This window comes from Enterovibrio coralii (assembly GCF_001559595.1).
GTDB lineage: Bacteria > Pseudomonadota > Gammaproteobacteria > Enterobacterales > Vibrionaceae > Enterovibrio > Enterovibrio coralii.
In genome coordinates this window covers 61448-78043 of sequence record NZ_LNTY01000055.1, presented here as the reverse complement: position 1 = coordinate 78043, position 16596 = coordinate 61448, and the positions used below count along the sequence as shown (strand labels likewise).

The 16596-nt window shown below is 52.2% G+C and carries 14 protein-coding genes and 2 pseudogenes; 3 read left to right on the top strand and 13 right to left on the bottom strand.

Annotation, left to right across the window (positions count from 1 at the left end; all coding sequences use genetic code 11):
• Nucleotides 1-37: 37 nt before the first annotated feature.
• Nucleotides 38-703, top strand: coding sequence for a response regulator (locus ATN88_RS20540; RefSeq protein WP_067419488.1), 666 nt, complete (start codon nt 38-40; stop codon nt 701-703).
• Nucleotides 704-723: 20 nt separating this feature from the next.
• Here the strand turns inward: ATN88_RS20540 and ATN88_RS27800 are convergent, their stop codons facing one another.
• The 13 genes and pseudogenes from ATN88_RS27800 to pedF all read right to left on the bottom strand — a co-directional run bounded on the left by ATN88_RS27800 (nt 724) and on the right by pedF (nt 14186).
• Nucleotides 724-1086 carry a hypothetical protein gene (locus tag ATN88_RS27800; protein ID WP_232313449.1) on the bottom strand — a complete coding sequence of 121 codons (363 nt, stop codon included), beginning with the start codon at nt 1084-1086 and terminating at the stop codon, nt 724-726.
• 73 nt (nt 1087-1159) lie between these two features.
• Nucleotides 1160-2758: an insulinase family protein gene (locus ATN88_RS20535; protein WP_232313448.1), complete on the bottom strand. Its 1599-nt coding sequence runs from the start codon at nt 2756-2758 to the stop codon at nt 1160-1162.
• A gap of 9 nt (nt 2759-2767) precedes the next feature.
• Nucleotides 2768-3898: a pyrroloquinoline quinone biosynthesis protein PqqE gene (pqqE, locus tag ATN88_RS20530; RefSeq protein ID WP_067419487.1), complete on the bottom strand. Its 1131-nt coding sequence runs from the start codon at nt 3896-3898 to the stop codon at nt 2768-2770.
• Complete coding sequence (gene pqqD / locus ATN88_RS20525) at nt 3870-4133, bottom strand: pyrroloquinoline quinone biosynthesis peptide chaperone PqqD (RefSeq protein ID WP_067419486.1); 264 nt, start codon at nt 4131-4133, stop codon at nt 3870-3872. Before pqqD ends, pqqE begins: the two co-directional genes overlap by 29 nt.
• Before the next feature lie 12 nt (nt 4134-4145).
• On the bottom strand, nt 4146-4904 hold the full coding sequence (gene pqqC / locus ATN88_RS20520; RefSeq protein ID WP_067419485.1) for a pyrroloquinoline-quinone synthase PqqC: 759 nt from the start codon (nt 4902-4904) through the stop codon (nt 4146-4148).
• Between the two features lie 8 nt (nt 4905-4912).
• Nucleotides 4913-5830: a pyrroloquinoline quinone biosynthesis protein PqqB gene (gene pqqB / locus ATN88_RS20515; protein ID WP_067419484.1), complete on the bottom strand. Its 918-nt coding sequence runs from the start codon at nt 5828-5830 to the stop codon at nt 4913-4915.
• A gap of 110 nt (nt 5831-5940) precedes the next feature.
• Nucleotides 5941-6012 carry a pyrroloquinoline quinone precursor peptide PqqA gene (gene pqqA, locus ATN88_RS25665; protein WP_081796241.1) on the bottom strand — a complete coding sequence of 24 codons (72 nt, stop codon included), beginning with the start codon at nt 6010-6012 and terminating at the stop codon, nt 5941-5943.
• A gap of 147 nt (nt 6013-6159) precedes the next feature.
• A pseudogene (locus tag ATN88_RS20510) lies at nt 6160-8251 on the bottom strand (4Fe-4S binding protein).
• A 153-nt stretch (nt 8252-8404) separates the two neighbouring features.
• Nucleotides 8405-9913, bottom strand: a complete 1509-nt coding sequence (exaC, locus tag ATN88_RS20505; protein WP_067419483.1) for an acetaldehyde dehydrogenase ExaC — start codon at nt 9911-9913, stop codon at nt 8405-8407.
• A gap of 202 nt (nt 9914-10115) precedes the next feature.
• A complete protein-coding gene (locus ATN88_RS20500) occupies nt 10116-10778 on the bottom strand; it encodes an MOSC domain-containing protein (RefSeq protein ID WP_067419482.1) in 663 nt (220 codons plus the stop codon).
• Between the two features lie 63 nt (nt 10779-10841).
• Nucleotides 10842-12610 (bottom strand): annotated as a pseudogene (locus ATN88_RS20495) (PQQ-dependent methanol/ethanol family dehydrogenase).
• A gap of 129 nt (nt 12611-12739) precedes the next feature.
• Nucleotides 12740-13483 carry an amino acid ABC transporter substrate-binding protein gene (locus tag ATN88_RS20490; RefSeq protein ID WP_232313447.1) on the bottom strand — a complete coding sequence of 248 codons (744 nt, stop codon included), beginning with the start codon at nt 13481-13483 and terminating at the stop codon, nt 12740-12742.
• Nucleotides 13484-13733: 250 nt separating this feature from the next.
• Nucleotides 13734-14186, bottom strand: coding sequence for a cytochrome c-550 PedF (pedF, locus tag ATN88_RS20485; RefSeq protein WP_067419481.1), 453 nt, complete (start codon nt 14184-14186; stop codon nt 13734-13736).
• Between the two features lie 192 nt (nt 14187-14378).
• On the opposite strand from pedF, the gene ATN88_RS20480 reads away from it, so the two are divergent.
• On the top strand, nt 14379-15590 hold the full coding sequence (locus ATN88_RS20480; protein WP_083539556.1) for an ABC transporter substrate-binding protein: 1212 nt from the start codon (nt 14379-14381) through the stop codon (nt 15588-15590).
• 11 nt (nt 15591-15601) lie between these two features.
• Entirely contained in the window at nt 15602-16594 is a 993-nt protein-coding gene (locus tag ATN88_RS20475; protein ID WP_067419480.1) for a YVTN family beta-propeller repeat protein, read from the top strand.
• Nucleotides 16595-16596 lie beyond the last annotated feature (2 nt).

Below are 16596 nucleotides of genomic sequence, written 5' to 3'. Positions count from 1 at the left end.
GAGAGGCAGTTGTAGGGAAGAAATAAGGGATTGAGCCATGCACAAGTTTCTTGTTGCTGATGACCATCCGTTGTTCAGAGATGCTTTGGTAGCGGTGATCCGCGCAAGGTTCGAGAACTGCGAGATAATCCAGTCTGAAGACATTGAAAGAACATTAGAAGCAGTCCGAGATCATCAAGATCTCGACCTTGTCTTGCTCGACCTCAACATGCCCGGCATGGCGGGTCTCAAAGGCTTGCTTGAGCTAAGAAATCAATACCCTACCATCCCTGTCGCCATCATCTCAGCAGAAACCAACAAGCAGATCATTTTGCAAACCATCGCCTATGGCGCGGTGGGCTTCATTGCCAAAAGTGCGCCGAAGGAAAAAATGCGTGAAGCGTTTGAGCAGATCTTAGATGGGCACGTGTATTTGCCAGCCGATATCATCCGCGCCGAAAGCGAGAAAGACAGCATCCACCGCCGCGAGGAACCACAGTTTTCGCCTGAGATGCTACACACGCTGACACGCCGCCAGTTGCTGGTATTGAAATCCATGGCACAAGGCGCAGCGAACAAACAGATCGCCTACGATCTCAATATCTCAGAAACCACCGTGAAATCGCATGTGTCTGCGATCCTCAAAAAACTCGGAGTTCACAACCGTATTCAAGCCGTGGTGGGTGTCACTAACATCGACTTTGACCGCTATCTAAAACGCTAAAGCATCACGTCTTTCTGATTTCAGTGCACGGTGGGGTGCTTGAGGGCATAGAGCACTTTAGTGGCGAGTTGGGCAAGGGTGTTCGGTGTGATACTTGCGAAATCTACTGCCGCAGACAGTCCCACCATGCTCAACAACGCTCGGTGAAACCGCGCCTGCGACTTGTTGTAACGGGATGAAACCAGTCCTAACCCACCTTTGCAGGCTTTTTCAAATTGCTGCTCATCCATGGGTTTGGCGAGCGTCTCAAACGCTCTGAGTAATGCGATAAAGCTGACACTAGGATCGCCATCAGAAACAGTATCGAAGGTCAGCTCATAGTTCATCAAATCCAGTCCCACACCATAGCTATAACAGCGTCCACCCAAACGCCGCTTTTTCACCAATGATGTGCCATCACTGCCTGCCCTAACACCGCAATGGCACCAGCCTCTATGGTATGTGGAAACGCCAAGGTCACATGCATGGCATGCTCGTCATCGCGATGGCTTGCATGATGGTTCCCGTGCGAAAGACTGGCTCACTCTTAGTGCCGGTGAACACCATACCGTCTGGAGTATGTTGCCAGTCACCATCAATGGCACTGATTTCCGAATCGCTCAGTGTGTTATGCCAAAAATGGCGAAGCGCACGCACGTCAGATGAACGCAAATCTACTGTGTACCCCAACACCAGCGAGTTAGCGCAAAGCCATTCGCCCATTGACCCCAGCATGGGTTTGTTCTGCATCCATGCCCAACGCAAGGTACGTTGCTGACAAAGCACCAGCCAGCGTTTTAGGCTTTCCTTGGTCTCTTCATCGCGGGCATTACAGCGACACAAAATCGCCATTCTTCTCAGCGGCTGACAAGGGGATATCCACTCTCTGTTTTGCTCGGCGTCTTGGATGCAAGGGACATTCAGCACGTCATTGCTCTGCTTGCCTTGCAGAAACTCAGGCGCAAACGGCGTGATGGAAAAGTCATGATAGAGCCGCTGCAGTCCATCACCGTAACGGTTCACCATGTCTCGGCCTTGCTGGATAGCGAAATAACCCGATTGCCACGCTGCGCGTTTGGAAGGTATCCGCCGCTGCATCTCCTCAACCAACAAATGCAATCGGTCCATATCGGTCGACGGCGATACCACAAAACGCAGTGCGGGTGTCGGTTGAAAATCGCTCATCAGTGGGAGCAGGGTTGCACCTATATCCTGCAATTTCTGCTGACTTCGAAAGGTGCTTAAAGACGGATGGAGGATCGCCGCCCACTCGGGTGTGTAGGGCAAGGTTTCAATCTCTGGAAAGTCATCGTCGAGGTAATGGCTTTCATAACAAAAATCCGAAGACGGCATAGGCAAGGCGTCGCCCACGCCCTCAAGTGCTTTCGACACCTGACGCCACAATGCCACCATGGGCCAAGAACCCGCGGTGATGATCATGGCGCGCTCTGGGCGGTAATACTGATGGTGATAGCGCCGCAGTGCCAATATATCGAGCTCAGGCAGCGTATCTGGCATACCGCCAAACAATGCCGCTTTCGGCGCGCTGTGCTTGGCGCGAACGATAGATTCTCGAAACGTGGGATAGCTGATGTACTCTTCAAGCTCGCGGTACAAGGCACCGTCAAAGCTGTTACCCTGCTCGCGGATGATCTCTTCCTCGAAATCCTCATCTGTCAGTTGCGGCGAAAAGACGCTGTCTGCGAAAAAACCGATCCCACGAAGTACCGAGGTAGGATCGTAGCCTGACAAATGAAAACGGGTACTTTCGAGCTTGGTGGTGGCATTGAACTCGATCAGCGCAAGCTCTGATCGCAAGGTCAAAAAGGTTTCAGGATCCGGATAGCGCATCGATCCGCGCAGAACCATATGTTCGAGCGCATGGGTGATCCCGCTATCGTCGTTGACGGGCGTTGGAATGATGATGGAGGCGCTGAGACGATCCTCATCGGAAGAGGCATGGTGCCAATGCAACATGCCGCTGGTGTGTTGATACCCTACCCACCCCGTTTCCAACTGTTGTTGCTCTGGCGGCAGCAACAACCAGTCTGGAGCAGCAGGATGCGGTTTCGCCATTCAATTCCCTCACGGTTTTACGGACAGGATCAGTTGGCTGTTCTTCACGGTTCTTGCCAGTGCTTCGCTGTGGCAACTTTGATTGGCTCTGTGCACAGCCTCTTCGATCACATGATGATGCGGTGACTTACTACAGACAGGATCCGCATTGGCCGGATCCCCGGTTAGCAACAACGCCTGACAACGACAGCCGCCGAAATCTTTTTCCTTCTCATTACAGCTTCGGCAAGGTTCGGGCATCCAGTCAAATCCACGGAAGCGATTAAAGCTCTCCGAGTCATACCAGATGTCAGAAATTGAGTGATCTTTCACGTTTGGGTGCGGCAAATCCAGCATGGCTGCGCTGTGGCAAGGCAAGGCTTTTCCATCCGGCGCGACGTTCAGAAAGATGTTTCCCCAGCCGCTCATACAAGGCTTAGGCCGATCTTCATGGTAATCGGGCGTGACAAAAATGAACTTGGGTCCAACGCCTTGCTGCCTGTCACGCAGGGCGTTGACCTGATTTTCTGCCCGCTCAATCTGTTCACGAGATGGCAGAAGAGCATCGCGATTGTGCAGTGCCCAGCCGTAGTATTGCGACGTTGCTAGCTCCACATAATCCGCATCAAGCTCGATAGCAAGTGCCATGATGGCTTCAATGGACTCGATATTTTGCCGCGTGATCACCGCGTTCATCACCATGGGAAACCCATGATCCTTCACCGCCTTGAACATGGCTTTTTTGTGCTGAAAAGCGTTTCGCTTGCCCGCGATGGCATCGTTGAGATCGGGATCTGCAGACTGGAAGCTGATCTGGATATGATCGAGCCCTGCCAGCTTTAACGCTTCAATGCGTTTTTCTGTCATACCGACCGAGGAGGTGATGAGGTTGGTGTAATAACCAAGCTGATGGGCATGCGCCACCAGCTCTTCAAGATCTTTGCGAAGCAACGGCTCACCGCCAGAGAAGCCAAGCTGCACTGCCCCTAACTCTCGCCCTTGCTCTAGGACACGCTTCCATTGTTCGGTGGAAAGCTCATCGTCAGGATCGCCAAGGTTGACCGGATTCGAGCAATACGCACAATGCAACGGGCAGCGATACGTCAGCTCAGCTAACAGCCACAGGGGCGGATTAATGGAGTTCGAGCCATTTTTTGTCACGGGCGACCTCCACAAACTCTCTGACATCTTGCGCCAGCTCGACGCCAGGAAACTTGGTTTCTAGTCGGGTGATCACCGCATCGACAGAACTGGGCTCTTCAAATTGCTGCAAGATTTCAGCGGCACTGTCACTGAGTTTTACCATCCCCTCGGGGAACAAAAGCACGTGGCAATCCTGCGCTTTTTCAAACTGAAGACGGAAAAGCGGATTACGCTGCAAAACGACCTCATCCATAACACGCTCTCCTTATCTGTCTAATGCATGATGCCAAACGGGCTCTTCGGTGATCCCAACATAAGGCGGACGTTCAAACTCATACGCCATGCTGATGGCATCGAGCAGTGACCACAAAATATCGAGCTTAAATTGAAGTATATTCAATGCGCGCGCTTGCTGCTCAGCGGTCTTAAAATGATCAAGCGTGATCGCCAGACCATGCTGCACATCGCGCCTTGCTTGGCTAAGTCGCTGGCGGAAATAGGTGAGTCCTTCTGGATCGATCCATTGGTAATGCTCAGGCCACGAATCAAGACGAGATTGATGGATCTCTGGCGCAAAAAGTTCGGTGAGAGACGAACACGCCGCTTCTTGCCAAGTCGCTCGACGAGCAAAATTGACGTAAGCATCCACGGCAAAGCGCACGCCAGGTAGCACCCACTTTTCTTCAATCACTTCCTGCCTGTCGAGACCAACGGCTTCGGCCAATCTCAACCAAGCTTCAATGCCACCCCATTTGCAATCCAGCGATTTATGCCCGTCGTGATCGAGAATACGTTGCACCCATTCGCGACGGATATCAGGGTCACGACAGTTCGCTAAAATGGCCGCGTCCTTCACTGGAATCGAGGTTTGATAGTAAAAGCGGTTCGCCACCCACATGCGGATTTGCTGCTTGGTGCACTGTCCGCTGTACATGGCTTTATGAAAGGGATGATGGATATGGTAGTACTGCCCTTTTTCCAACAACTTGTGTTGGAATTCCTCTCTACTCATTGCCTTGCTCATCACCCCTCCTAAATATGGATTTCCATGCCATCAAACGCGACCTCAACGCCCGCCGCTAATACTGCGTGGTATTCTGGGGAGTCGGGGTCGAGAATGGGATTTGTATTGTTTATATGAATCAGCACTTTGCGCGGCTTACTGAAGTTTGCCAACAAGGCCAACATGCCATCGTCACCTGACACTGAAAGGTGCCCCATTTCACTGCCAAGCGACGTACCGAGCCCTTCACGGATCATTTCATCATCCGTCCACAAGGTGCCGTCCATCATGACGCAATCGGCGTTATCCATGGCACGCAATACCGCAGGGGCTGGGGATGCTAATCCCGGCGCATAAAACAAGGATGCGCCTGTACGGGTATCAACAATCTGCAAACCAATGTTGTCGCCCGGACGAGGACGGTCGCGATAAGGGGAAAATGGCGGCGCATTGGAGTCCAACACGATCGGCACAAAACGTAGCGAAGGCACACTGGGAATTTGCCAACCCTCTGGAGATGCTGGGTCGACCGTGGTGGTGCGATAACCGCCTTCCCAATGCTTCATCATGGACAGGATCGGGTAGCTGGTGCTGAGTTCATCCGCCACTTCTTTGGTGCAATACAGGTCGAGGGGTAAGCCCTCACGCAAGATCAACAGACCCGTGGTGTGATCGATTTGCGCGTCCGTCACGATCACCGCACGAACCCCTGAGCCTCTCGCGCCCGAGGCTTTGGCCAGTTGCGGTGACGCATTAATTTGTTGGCGAATGTCGGGAGACGCGTTGATGATCACCCAGTTTTCCCCGTCATCACTGACGGCAATCGAACTTTGGGTGCGAGGCTGGGCACGACTGGTGCCATTGCGGACGGACTGACACATTCTGCAATGGCAATTCCACTGAGGAAACCCACCGCCAGCTGCTGAACCTAGTACTACAATCTGCATCGATTACTCCCTTCAACACACTGCCCCATTTGTTTTTATAAAGAAAGAATGGCCTAAAAAATAAAAAAGGGATGAGTCCGGGGCTGGCCTCATCCCATTTTCACGCAGACTCAGCGGTTGCTGATGTACAAAGTGACTTCGAAGCCGAGTCTGAGTTCGGTGTAGCTGGGTTTTTTCCACATAAGCTTTACTCCTTGTATCCAGATACAACGAGGCATTTCTTGCCTCTTAGATAGCCTAGCCTTCTCTTTAAAAGTACCAATCCTACTTTGTGATGAATTCCCTTTTCTAAGACACTCTCGCTGGCAAAAGTCTTTTGAACGGCAGCATCAAACCGACACATTCAACACTTCCACCTGCTTTTGTTTGCGTTTTCGCTTGCCGTATCGCTGCGCCACACAGCGATTGTCATCTTGGTAAATCGCTGCACATTCAAGGCATTGAATGCACTCGTTGTAATCAATCTCGCCTGTTTTCGCATGGCATGAATACCGCAGCTTTTTTCACATAGCCGACAAGGGCTGCCGCATTCACTGCGCCGTGGCAACCAACTGAAAACACGAAAACGCCCCAGTACAGCAAGGCCAGCACCGAGTGGGCAGAGATAACGGCAATAGGCTTTGTGCACCCGCGCGCTAAGGAGCAGCAACAGCACAGCGTAAGCCACGAAGGGAAAACTGCGCTCAAAGATCAAGGTGACGGCGGTCTTGAACGGCTCAATCTCCGCCATGGTTTCGGCAAGAGACAGGCTGAAGAACGCCGTGCCGACCAACACCAGCAGGATGATGTATTTAAGATAGATAAGCCTGTTATGTAAGGCTTCATCGATGCTCCATTGCCGAAGCCGAAGCTTGTCGGCAATGGCGGCTACCGCCTCTTGCATCGCGCCAAATGGGCAAAGCCAGCCGCAAAACAGCCCTCTCCCCCATAAAAAGAGGCTCACGAAAACAAAGCTCCAGAGCACAAATAAAACGGGATCGAGAAGAAACACCTTGATGTCAAAGCCTTGCCATAGTGAGAGCAGTAAGGTGTAAATATTGACGACCGACAGCTGCCCCTGCGCATAAAAACCAATAAAGAACACCACGAAAGCCAATGCGGCAAAGCGCACTGGTGCCAAGTATTTTCCGTAACCAGACAGCCGATGCTGAAAAGTAAACACACCAGCAAGAATCAGGAGATACACGGCAAGAACGGCAAGCTCAATTTGTCGGTCGAGCCAAATACGATGCCACAAAGGAAGCGGCTTCGGCGGGGGGTCAACAGCCACCAGCAAAGAGTCGGGCAATGAAAAGCGGGTGTAGGTTTCTGCCCATTCGTATTCAAGGAAATTCTTTCGAAGCTGCACCCGCATACCCACGGTAAGCGGCACAGAAGGATCAAAGCCGTTTTGGTCAGAAAACGTGAAGATGTAGACCTGATCAAAATCGAGCAGCGGAGACGAAAAAGAAGGATCAGAGATGTGGTAAAGATCCGAGTCTCTGAGCGGCAGCGGGCTCCCCGCTTGAGATAAGGTAAAGCGCGTCGGCGTGGTGCCTCTGACAAAATCATCGCTCACCAATTGATAACCGCCACTTGAGCCAACCAGCACGGCCACCTCACCAGGTGCAAGCGCATCCATAATGCGAAGATACTCGTCTTCACCCAACACATTGATGCCAATCGAGGGCGCGTTAAGCACTGCCATTGATAGGTCAATAAAGGGCGCATTGTCTGCGTACTCGTTGTCTCGCGCATCCTCAAGCAGGCCAATATCTTTATCAAGCAGACTGGCTGCTTCACTGTCGCTGACCGTCCACTGGTGGACATAGCCTTGTTCTAAAAGATGGCCTAACGCCTTGGGCTCAAAGAGCTCCATATTGAGTTTGGCTTTGGTGGCAGAACCAAAGCCTGCCAGCCGCGCCTGCGCCACTTTTCTCGCCGCAGCCAAAATGGTGTCGTGCACCACTAGCACGGAGACGGTCGCTTTCGTAACGCCATCAAAATATGCAATGTTGTCACTTTCGATTCTGGGCTGATTGTCCCCAACAAACACCTGCTGTTTAAGGATAAACCTCGATACTGGTCAATAAAATCCAGCAACGACGCCTCGCCTAAGCCATGAAGAAATATCGGTTCATGATGGCGAAGCAACACTAAGCCCACAATGCGCCCTTCGGTGTCGAGCCCCATACGCAGGTTGATGCTCTCGCCAGAAAAGCCCGGAAAATCAGTCAGGTCGTCCGTTTCAAACACATACCCCAGAGGTTGGTCGAGTTGGTAGATGTCGGTAACGGGAAGGTGGTCTTCAGAGGCTTTCATGCGCGTTGCGCTGGGGAAAAGTGCTTCAGCTTCTTCGCTCAATTCCAGCCATTCTGCGGAGACAAAAAACGGCAACAACATGAGCAAAAGCCAGATTAACCAGGTACTGCGCCACTGCATGACAACCCCGCGAAACAAGCACAACGTTGAAGGCTTGAGTTACTCGATAACCTTCAGATGAAAAAAGCGGGGCTGACGGCCCCGCAATACGTCTGTTTCCGACAGCGTCGGGAGGTTCACACTGCCATCGTTCAGACGGACAAGGACGAAGGACTAGAAGAAACCCAGTGGATTGATGTCGTAGCTCACCAGCAGGTTTTTGGTCTGCTGATAATGATCCAACATCATTTTGTGTGTCTCGCGGCCGATACCTGATTTCTTGTAACCACCGAATGCAGCATGTGCTGGGTAGAGGTGGTAACAGTTGGTCCACACACGACCCGCTTGAATGGCACGCCCCATACGGTAAGCGCGGTTCATGTCGCGGGTCCAAAGACCTGCACCCAAGCCATATTCGGTATCGTTCGCAATCGCCAGTGCTTCCGCTTCATCTTTGAACGTCACCACACTGACAACCGGGCCAAAGATTTCTTCTTGGAAGACGCGCATGTGGTTCTCGCCTTTCAAGATGGTTGGCTGAACGTAGTATCCGCCACCAAAGTCAGCGGATTGACCACCTAGCAGCACCTCTGCACCTTCTGCGCGGCCGATATCGAGGTAACCCATGATCTTGTCGAATTGCTCATCAGACGCTTGCGCACCCACCTGCGTTTCGGTATCGAGCGGGTTGCCGTGTTTGATGGCATTGGCGCGTTCAATCACGCGGGCGATGAACTCTTCGTAAATGCTTTCCTGCACCAGAAGACGAGACGGACAGGTACACACCTCACCTTGGTTGAAGAACGCCAGCACACACCCCTCAACGGCTTTACTGATGAACTCTTCTTCCTGATCCATCACATCTTCAAAGTAAATATTTGGTGATTTACCGCCGAGCTCAACGGTCGATGGGATAAGGTTGTCTGCCGCGCAGCGAAGGACATGATTACCAATGGCAGTAGAGCCGGTGAACGCAATCTTCGCGATACGGTTAGAGGTTGCCAGTGCCTGACCCGCTTCTGGGCCCATACCGTTAACCACATTCAGCACACCCGGTGGCAGCAGATCACCGACAATTTCCAGCAACAGGAGAATCGTGGTTGGTGTCTGTTCAGCGGGTTTTAATACGATACAGTTGCCGGCGGCCAGTGCGGGTGCAATTTTCCATGCCGCCATCAAGAGCGGGAAGTTCCACGGGATGATTTGTCCCACGACACCAAGGGGCTCATGGATGTGGTAGGCCACGGTATTGGCATCAATTTCAGCCGTAGAACCCTCTTGCGCCCTAATCGCCCCTGCAAAGTAGCGGAAGTGGTCGACACAAAGCGGGATGTCAGCGGCAAGGGTTTCGCGCACAGCCTTGCCATTTTCCCAGGTTTCAGCGACGGCAAGATACTCAAGGTTGGCTTCGATGCGATCAGCGATTTTGAGCAGGATGTTGGAACGTTCAGTAACCGAGGTAGCCCCCCAAGCGGCTTTTGCTTGATGAGCGGCGTCGAGAGCGAGCTCAATGTCTTCAGCACTGGAACGTGGGATCTCTGCGATCGGATCGCCTGTACAAGGCGACGTATCGGTGAAGTACTGCCCTTTAACAGGCGGGACCCAATCACCGCCGATGTAGTTTCCATAACGCGCCTTAAAATTAACGACAGCTCCGTCGGTATTCGGTTTTGCGTAAATCATTTTCCACCTCTGTATGTTGGCGTTGTTCCTTGTTTCATCCCTGAAGTGCCCACACTTGGGGACGACGTCAGGCGCTTAACATAAAGAGTAAGAAGACCGAACCGTTCTCACCATCACCCCTTGGTCGACAAAATCTCATACTTTCGACGGAGGTTTTTCGCGGAGCTGCATTACTGACAAAATTATTGATAAATAAGCACTTTCACCAGTCAAATCGCCACTGAGTGGAGAGACCGGGCACAGGGACGGAACCCACAACCTGCTTTTTCTGCGCCCGCAGGTCGAGCCAATGTGTCCAGATGGCTTCAACGGTCCATGCGTCCTGTAATCTGTCTTCCAGTATGAATGCGTTTCCAGCCTCAACGTGTCCTGTTTCCAACACACGGTAGTACCAACCCGTGCGTTTCAAAGAGACCAACATCGCCATGACATGACTGTTACCGACGTGCTGATTGAGCTTCCAGCACGGCATGCGAGGCTGGCTGACTTGCAGTAATGCCGTGCCTACGCGGTAGATATCGCCCACAAAAACAGTCTCATCCGTCATGCCTGTGGAAGAAAAGTTCTCTCCCACGCAAGGTGATAAGAATCGCTGCGCCAGATGCGGCAACGCCTCAGACATAGTGGCGTAGGTTTCAAACGGGAATTGATAGACAGCTTTATCCAGCCCTCCGTGTACACGACTGTCGACCTGAAAATCACCTTCCAGCCCCATTTCTTCGACTTGGACTTGCCCTTCAACTGGCGGCTTCACAATGCCTGTCGATACACTGCGAGGGCCAATCACTGACGGTGTGGCAATGCATACGGTGTTTAATTTGGGTAACTTTAACTCGGATACCTTTAACTTAGAGAACTCCGACATGATGCTTTCTCCTGATCGCCGCATGCCGGGCGAGAGCCCGGCATGGATTCAGTAAAACGCGAACTAACTTTGTTTCGGCAGCTTAAATGTCCAGACCATGCCACCTTGGTTGAAGCTTTTCACGCGCTTGGCCACGTCACCGCCCCACAGCGGCACCGCGCCACCCCAACCTGAGAGGACTGAGATGTATTGTTCGCCATCCATCTCCCAGGTCACAGGCGTGCCGACAATGCCAGAGCCAGTGTTGAACTTGTAAAGCAACTCGCCCGTTTTATCGTCAAAGGCCATCAGATACCCTTCGGGATTACCCGTGAACACAAGCCCCCCCGCGGTCGTCATGACGCCGCCCCAAAGCGGCGCGTAGTTTTTGTATTCCCAAACACGTTCGCCGGTTTTCGGGTCATAGGCTCTCAGCACACCAATGTAATCGTCATTGATTGATTTGATGGTGAAGCCTGCACCGAGGTACGCCGCGCCTTTTTTGTAGGCCACAGGCTCGTTCCAAATGTCCATTTGCCACTCGTTTGATGGCACATAGAAAAGGCCTGATTTCGGACTGTACGCCATGGGCATCCAGTTTTTACCGCCAAGGAAAGACGGCGCAGCAATCACGGTTTGACCTTTTTTGCCGTCATTCGAGGCAGTCGGGTTACCCGGACGGTTGGCGTCGACGTAAAGCGGGCGGCCTTTATCATCAAGCCTGACGCCCAACTAATTTTGTCGACAAACGGGAAGCCGCGAATGAACTCACCGTTGGTGCGATTAAGCACGTAGAAGAAACCGTTGCGGTCAGCGGTCGCGGCTGCTTTAACTATCTTGCCATCTTGGTCGTAATCAAAGGCAATCAGCTCGTTCACCCCATCAAAGTCCCAGCCATCATGCGGCGTGGTTTGGAAGTGCCAAACAATCTTGCCGTCATCCGGGTCTATCGCAAGACGAGAAGAAGAAAAGAGGTTATCGCCCGGACGCATGTGAGAGTTCCAAGGTGCAGGGTTACCCGTGCCAAAGAACAGCAAGTCGGTATCAGCATCATACGTACCGCCTAACCAAGGGGCTGCCCCGCCACTTTTCCAAAGATCCGCGGGCCAGGTTTTCCCGGGCGCACCGCCGGAAATACCGTTTTCGATTTTCTTGCCGTCTTTCCAGACATAGCCCATGTGGCCTTCAACGGTCGGACGTTCCCACACCAGCTTGCCTGTCTTGGCATCGTAGGCCCTCACTTTACCAATGATCCCAAATTCACCGCCCGATACCCCGGTGATCACATTGCCTTTCACCACGATGGGTGCCGCCGTGATCGAGTAACCATCTTGGTAGTTATCGACAGTTTTCTTCCAGCGAACCTTGCCCGTTTTGGCATCCAGTGCCACCAGCTTAGCGTCTAAGGTGCCGAAGATTACCAGATCGTCGTAGAGTGCCACACCACGGTTGATCACATCACAGCAAGGCATGATCCCATCTGGCAGGCGCGCGTCATATTGCCAAAGCTCTTCGCCGGTTTTGGCATCCATGGCATACACACGAGAGTAAGATCCTGTAATGTACATGACACCGTCTTTGATCATCGGCTGGCTTTCTTGTCCACGCTGTTTTTCACCGCCCAGCGAGAAGCCCCAAACGGGACGAATTTCCGCGACCGTGTCTTTGTTGATGGTTTCCAGCGGACTGTAACGCTGTCCGCGCAAGCCCATGCCGTAGGTCACCACGTCATCCACGGTCATCTGATCAGCTTGAATGTCCTCGTCAGTGACACCGGCATACACAGGTGATGCAGCGAGAGCGAGCGAAAGCGCGGCGAATAATCCGCACCGTTTGAACGACATAACGGTCATAGGGATACCTCTTTATTGGCTAATTGCCTTCAAGCCTTTGTGCTCGTTAGCGGGTTCCTGCCTGTGCTACCCCGACTGTCCTTATAGGGTTTGTAATTCAGGTAACGGTTCGGATGACAGGCGTTCAAGTTAAGGGGTTTGAGCAATGGCCTCTGTGCCTTCAGTTGCGGTTTGAAAGCGAGCTGGCAAGCGGTAATCCACGCCATACTTCTCGCCCCAACGGACGAAGTCACCGTTTTGAATGTGTGCCATTACAATGTCTTCCAGTGCATAAGCCAGCTGACGATATTCGGTTTGCACTGCCATCCCAATCTCCCAGTTCGAGCGACCTAAGAGCGGGAAAGCAAGCTCGGTGAGAGAAGCGTTCGCATCTGTTGCCGATGCGTTTTGTGTTTGCAGCCACTCCAGTTGCGAGCTCATGCCCATCACGATGGATACGTCGCGACCAAGAGCGGCGTAGGCATCAGACACTGAGGGATAGGTGCGGCTGTTTTCACGAAGGCGACCACCAAAGGCTGTGGTGAGATAGAACTGCGGCACGGTATCGACTTCCACGCCAACAGGGTGATACATAAATCGGGCGGCGGTTTTTGGTGCATCGAGCTTGTTGGCGTCATACGCCATACGCCAACGCTCCTTCTGATACGGCGCGAACATGTGCACACGTTCATGCGCAGGATGCCCAACATCATCGCGCTGCATGGCAAACTCTCTGTCGTAAGGCACACGCAACATGACATCGGCTTTGATGCGTCGCCCGTCTTCACTGGTCAAGTTCATGCCTTTCCAAACGTAGTTGCGCATGTCATCTTCCAGCGTTTCATCGGGTGTCATCCAATGAAGTGTCAAGTCGACATTGAGTCCTTTCGCCAATGCATTCGCCAGTTCGATATCAATACCCGCAGGTTCGCCGTTGTTGTCTGTAAACGAATAGGAGGAAAGTCCGCGTAGACGGCGATGTGAATTTCACCCCGTTCTTGAATGCGGTCATATGACAGAGCGTGTGCCGACATGGCCAGTCCAAACCAGAGTGCGACTATCATCAAGCCCTCTCTAAACCTGATGCTTACTTGCCTGTAGTTGCTGAGCATAGCCATGTCCGTTTCCTCCATCATTCCCTGCTTTAACTGTCTTCCGGTGCAACCGCTTCAAGCCAGGTTCTGATCGCCCACAGGGCTTCTTGATTGAGGTGTTCTGTCATCTTCGGCATGTACACAGCACCGTCACGCACCGCGCCATTTTGAACTCGGTAGATGTACCACTCGTCACCGTCATAATCTGGCGCGAGGTAGCGTAAGTCCGGCGCAAAACCGCCTGAAATGCCTTCCAGCCCATGGCAACGTGCGCAGTTTTGGTTGTAGGCAGATGCGCCTACTCGCTCGACCTCCACACGGACATCACCGTCTAGCTCACGGTAAGGATTGGTCTCCGTCCACTCTGCCCCTAACACCGGAATTGAGGAGGTGTCGATAGACTGTGGCGTGACGTCGCCGTGGGCAAATGCCCATTGGGAAGTCAGCCCTGCCACCAGTGCTAATGCCGTGAATATACAAATCTTTCGCTCAACCTTTTCCATGTTACAAAACTCCTTTGCACTCAGGTTTGGGGAAAAGTGTAGGAGCGGCAGCACATCAATGACATGCTACAAAGGCGGGGGGAAACCTCATTCTTTGGAAGGATATTCTTATTACCTAGACGTGCTGATTTGGCAAAAATCTCAGTCCCTGCTTACCCTAAAAACGTTGCCTTTTTCGGAGTGCAGTACTTTATGGAAAGTTACCGAGTCAACATGCTTAATCGCTTCATTGCGCTATTCTTTCTGGCCTCTGGTCTGTTTTTCTCATTGCGCGTTTACGCCGAAGTGAACGTACAAATTGGTATGCTTCGCCTGCCCGTAGAAGAAACGCGCGCCGTACCTGAATACCTCAGAGAGCCCGAAAATAATGGGCTTGCAGGTGCCGAGCTTTCCATCAAAGATGCCAACGGCACAGGCAAATTCCTCAAACAAAATTACGCCTTAGTGGTGGAAACCTCTGACGATGTCGAGCAGCTAAAAAACACTGCGAGCACTTGGTACAAAGAAGGGATTCGCTACTTCCTTGTCGATGTCGATACCCCGTATCTTGTTGCGCTGAGAAAAGCGATTCCCGACGACGCCCTGCTGTTCAACGTGGGCAATCATGACGTGTCACTGCGCACCGAAATCTGCTTACCAAACACACTGCAAACCTCGCTGAGTTACGCCATGCAAGGCGATGCGCTGTCTCAATGGCTCAGGGTAAAACGCCTCAATAACGTCTTTTTGGTTTCCGGTGTGACCGAGGCAGATAACGCCTACCTAGACGCTGTCAAAACCACACTGAGGAAATACAACCACAAGGTCGTCGAAGAGAAGGTATGGAACTTCGACACTGACCTTCGTCGCTCCGCTTCTGCAGAGATCCCGCTGTTCACGCAAGCCAGTAACTACGATGCCGTGCTGGTGATTGATGAAAGCAACCTGTTCGGTCAGCACCTGCCCTACAACACGTGGCTTCCACGCCCTGTGATTGGCACTCACGGCCTGCGTGCCGATGGCTGGAGTTATGTGATTGAGCAATGGGCCGCGATTCAGTTTCAAAACCGATTTACCAAGCTTTTTGACCGCTACATGACGGCGAAAGACTATGCCGCCTGGGTGGCCGTTCGTTCGGTCAATGAAGCGGTTACTGCGCTCAACAAAGGCGATGTAGAGACAGTATTACCTTTCATCATGAGCGACCGTTTTCAGCTTGCGGCCTACAAAGGACGCAAGCTTTCTTACCGACCATGGAATGGTCAACTTCGTCAAACTGTACCGCTATTTGACTCACAGGCACTGGTTGCTACAGCCCCTTTCGAAGGCTTCCTTCATCCTCGCAATGAGCTCGACTCTTTGGGCATCGATGAAGCACAAAGCCAGTGCCGATTATTCACAATGAACGCAACAGACAATCAGTAAGGATACCGACTATGCAAAAGGCCAAATCGATTCTCGCTTTAACACTTGCAACGCTGATGGCTTCGCCGCTTCTCTCTTCAGAAGCGATGGCGAAAGAGCTTGCCTACGTGGCAAACGAAAAGGATGACACCGTTAGCATAATCGACATGGATACCATGGAAGTGATCAACACTGTGGATGTTGGCGACCGTCCGCGTGGCATCGAAGTCAGTAAAGACGGCAAATACCTCTACATTTGTGCCAGTGAAGATGACACGGTTCAGGTGTTGGATGTCGCGAACAACACCATCATTGGCGACCTTCCTTCAGGCGAAGATCCTGAGCTGTTTGCACTCTCGCCAGACGGCAATCGCTTGTATGTCGCCAACGAAGACGATGCGCTGATGACGGTTATCGATATTCCCACCTCTAGCGTCGTGACCCAAGTGGAAGTGGGTGTTGAGCCAGAAGGTGTGGCGGTAAGTCCTGATGGGAAAACAGCCATCATCACCTCTGAAACCTCGAACATGGCGCACTGGATAAACACCGACACCAACGAGATGTTCCATAACACTTTGGTGGATGCACGTCCGCGTTATGCCCAGTTCAGCCCTGACGGTAAGCAACTTTGGGTCAGCTCTGAGATTGGTGGCACGGTGTCAGTGATTGATACCGACAGCAAAGAAATCATCAAAAAAATTGGTTTCGCACCGAAAGGCGTACACAAAGACAAAGTGCAGCCAGTGGGGGTAAAACTGACCTCTGATGGCAAAACAGCTTTTGTAGCATTAGGCCCTGCTAACCATGTGGCGGTGATCAATACCGACACTTTGGAAGTTGAAGATTACCTTTTGGTCGGTCGCCGCGTATGGCAGATGGCGTTCAATGAGGCAGAAGACAGATTGCTGGCAACCAACGGTGTCAGCGGTGACGTGTCGATCATTGACGTGCCAAACCGTGAAGTGATTAAAACCGTGAAAGTGGGTCGTTACCCTTGGGGTGTTGCTGTTCGCACTGTCGAATAACG

What these genes read in the sequence shown, in the direction of transcription:
- ATN88_RS20540 (WP_067419488.1), top strand. Translation starts at nt 38, where the DNA reads ATGCACAAGTTTCTTGTTGCTGATGACCATCCGTTGTTCAGAGATGCT.
- ATN88_RS20535 (WP_232313448.1), bottom strand. Translation starts at nt 2,758, where the DNA reads ATGGCGAAACCGCATCCTGCTGCTCCAGACTGGTTGTTGCTGCCGCCA.
- pqqD (WP_067419486.1), bottom strand. Translation starts at nt 4,133, where the DNA reads ATGGATGAGGTCGTTTTGCAGCGTAATCCGCTTTTCCGTCTTCAGTTT.
- pqqC (WP_067419485.1), bottom strand. Translation starts at nt 4,904, where the DNA reads ATGAGCAAGGCAATGAGTAGAGAGGAATTCCAACACAAGTTGTTGGAA.
- pqqB (WP_067419484.1), bottom strand. Translation starts at nt 5,830, where the DNA reads ATGCAGATTGTAGTACTAGGTTCAGCAGCTGGCGGTGGGTTTCCTCAG.
- exaC (WP_067419483.1), bottom strand. Translation starts at nt 9,913, where the DNA reads ATGATTTACGCAAAACCGAATACCGACGGAGCTGTCGTTAATTTTAAG.
- ATN88_RS20500 (WP_067419482.1), bottom strand. Translation starts at nt 10,778, where the DNA reads ATGTCGGAGTTCTCTAAGTTAAAGGTATCCGAGTTAAAGTTACCCAAA.
- pedF (WP_067419481.1), bottom strand. Translation starts at nt 14,186, where the DNA reads ATGGAAAAGGTTGAGCGAAAGATTTGTATATTCACGGCATTAGCACTG.
- ATN88_RS20480 (WP_083539556.1), top strand. Translation starts at nt 14,379, where the DNA reads ATGGAAAGTTACCGAGTCAACATGCTTAATCGCTTCATTGCGCTATTC.
- ATN88_RS20475 (WP_067419480.1), top strand. Translation starts at nt 15,602, where the DNA reads ATGCAAAAGGCCAAATCGATTCTCGCTTTAACACTTGCAACGCTGATG.